Consider the following 2232-nt stretch of genomic DNA (forward strand, 5'->3'; position numbering starts at 1 on the left):
AGCGCGTCGACCCACGGCCCGCCGCTGTAGCGCGCCTCGATCCGGTAGGTCAGCGTGTTGGCCCGGACCGGCCCGTCGGTCTTGGCCAGGAACAGCGACGGGATCTGCACCGTCACCCGGACGCGGTCGACATCGGTGTCGGTGATCGAGACCACGACCGGCGTCGCCTGGGTGACCCGGATCCCGACCTCGCGCGGCGTCTGCACGTCGGCGAAGCCGGGCATGTAGGTCTGGTCGGGGGCACCGACCCGGAACTCGGCCGACAGCCCCTTGAAGTTGCTGCTGCCGTCGGCGTTCTCGACGGGCACGTCGTTGAGGTAGACGCCCTTGAGCCCGCCGCGCACGCCGACGATCTCGCCCTCGCCGAGGAGGTCGATCAGGCGCACGGTGGCGGTCGAGAACAGCGTGTCGGGCGCGGTCGCGGCGCTCGATCCGGCCTTGCCGCCACCGCCGGCGCCGCGCACGCGCGGGCCAGCGCCGTCGGCCCCGGAGAGGCAGGCGTGCTCGAGGGTCATGCGGGATCCGCGCTTGCGCTCAGGTGAAGCCGTTGGAGTCCGAGGTCGTGACCCCGGCCGAGACCGTGATCGGGCTGACCATGCAGGTGCCGATGATCAGCGGCACGCCGCCGCCCTGCTCGGACGTGCCGTCGGCGCCGGTGAACATGTAGCTCTTGCGGGTCGGCTCGTTCCGCTTCTTCGGGGCGAGCAGGTTCGAGGCGCCGGAGAGCGCGAGGCTGACGCCGGCGCTCATCAGGAAGGCGCCGCCGGGCACCCAGAACGAGGCGACCGCCATCAGGGTGCCGATGATGATCTTGCCGACCGAGCCGCCCTTGCCGCCCGCGCCCCGCACCACCGGCACGATGTGCAGATCACCCTCCGGCAGGCCGAAGCCGATCAGATCGTTGTCGAGCCGCAATCCGCGCCGACGCGACGGCCCGCAGGTGACGCGGAACCGCCCCTGCTCGATCGCCTGGCGGAAGCCCGGCAGCTGGCAACCCAATGCGCGCACGGCTTCCGCCAGCGAGCGGACCGCGAGGCGAAAGCTCGGGCCGAACTGCTCGGCCATGCCGCCGTAGAGGTGCACCGTCCTAAGCATCGGGCTTCCATGCGTCAGCATCGGGCCTCCCGGTATCGGGCGTCCACGTGTCGGGTAGGTCGCGGTGGCGCACGAAAAAGCGCAGCTTCGACCGCCACACGCTCGCGGGCTGGCGCAGCGACAGCTGGTGCATGAGGTGATGCCCGATCAGCCCGTCGCCGAGATAGACGCCGCCGTGGTTCATCACCGGCGCGCGAACCGCGCACAGGAACACGTCGCCGGGCAGCGGGCCGTCCGGGCGCTCGACCCGGGCAAAGCCCGCCGCCGCGAAGCCCTCGCGGTAGAGGTCCTGCTGCGGCAGGCCAGGCTCGGGCTCCCACCAGTCGAGGTCGCGCGGGAAATCCGGGATGGTCAGGCCCGCAACGGTGGCGTGCCAGTCGCGGATGAAACTGTAGCAGTCGTCGACCCCGTGCCGGTACGACCGGCCGTAGAGCGGCGGGCGGGGTACGGGGTCACCGAACCAGAACGGATCGCTCGCCCCGCCCTCGAGGCACAGGGTGATCCCCCACGGGATCGCCATGTCGCGCTGCGTGCGCATGTCCGCCGCCGACGGCGCATCGAGCGGTGGCAATGCCGGACCACCCTCCTGCGGGATCGCGGTGTGCGAGTGCAGCAGCGCGGCCGAGCGGCCACCGTCGATTGCCGCCAGTTCCGTGTCGGCAATCTCGAAGGTGCGGACCGGATCTTCGGCGATGTTGGCGCAGGGGTGATACATCCCCCCTCCATCGATGAGTCCGCAGGCCTCGCGCGGCCAGTCCGCGGCGGCATGCGCCTTGTGGGCCTCGACCGCCGCGCGCCAGCGGGCGGTGCAGCCGTCGTCAAACACGTACGCGCCCGACACCGGGGAAGCCTCCGAACGGCAGGGGGGCGGCGGCGCCGAACCGGGCCTTGCAGCAGCTGGCGATGTGCCGGCTCGGCGTGTCCTTGTCCGGCGTCGTCGGCCGGCCGTCGGCGTCGTAGGCTTCTCCGCCGGTGTAGGGGCACTGCACCCCGGTGTAGTCGAAGGTCTTGGTGTCGGGGTCCCAACGGCGGTAGCGCCACAGGCAGACGTCGCGGACGATGAGCCGCCCGGGCAGCATCACCCCCTCCTGGTCCATCGCCGCGGCGAGCGTCCAGGTGATCGCCCGCTTGGTGTGC

At 71.7% G+C, this 2232-nt stretch carries 2 protein-coding genes and 2 pseudogenes; all 4 read right to left on the reverse strand.

Annotated features, from left to right (window positions below; translation table 11 throughout):
- Positions 1-515: pseudogene (locus tag OWC43_RS23220) on the reverse strand (hypothetical protein); the annotation flags it as partial.
- Positions 516-534: 19 nt separating this feature from the next.
- Positions 535-1095, reverse strand: coding sequence for a tail assembly protein (locus tag OWC43_RS23225; RefSeq protein ID WP_137829761.1), 561 nt, complete (start codon positions 1093-1095; stop codon positions 535-537).
- Positions 1088-1936, reverse strand: coding sequence for an NlpC/P60 family protein (locus OWC43_RS23230; RefSeq protein ID WP_393958653.1), 849 nt, complete (start codon positions 1934-1936; stop codon positions 1088-1090). The genes OWC43_RS23225 and OWC43_RS23230 overlap by 8 nt, the downstream gene beginning before the upstream one ends.
- Positions 1914-2232, reverse strand: a pseudogene (locus tag OWC43_RS23235) (phage minor tail protein L); the annotation flags it as partial. The gene OWC43_RS23230 and the pseudogene OWC43_RS23235, both read right to left, overlap by 23 nt.

This window comes from Methylorubrum sp. POS3 (assembly GCF_043352485.1).
In the GTDB taxonomy this organism is placed as follows: Bacteria; Pseudomonadota; Alphaproteobacteria; order Rhizobiales; family Beijerinckiaceae; genus Methylobacterium; species Methylobacterium suomiense.